1 protein-coding gene is annotated in these 253 nt (G+C 37.2%); it reads right to left on the minus strand.

Going from position 1 to position 253, the window contains the following annotated elements:
- Positions 1–253 (minus strand): hypothetical protein (locus tag Y887_RS20880; RefSeq protein WP_211257043.1); only part of this gene is annotated, 253 nt, incomplete at both ends.

The raw sequence follows: 253 nt of genomic DNA on the forward strand, positions 1-253 counted from the left end.
CACTTTGTACGACGTTTTAGTCCGGTAATAATTTTAACTTCTTCTTGGTATGTTTTACCTTTTAATTTAGTGGCGAATTCGTCTGGATAACGAAGGAAAATACTATTAATCTTAAGCTCAGTTACCTGTCCGTCTTCCATTAATTTAGACGTGCTAACAGGACGGAAGATTTCGCCGAACATACCTACGTACTGCATTACATTGGCTTTTCCGTCTCTTAATGAGCCAGATAAACCGAATTTAAACATGCAAT

Origin of the sequence: Xanthomonas pisi DSM 18956 (assembly GCF_001010415.1) — a bacterium.
Lineage (GTDB): Bacteria > Pseudomonadota > Gammaproteobacteria > Xanthomonadales > Xanthomonadaceae > Xanthomonas > Xanthomonas pisi.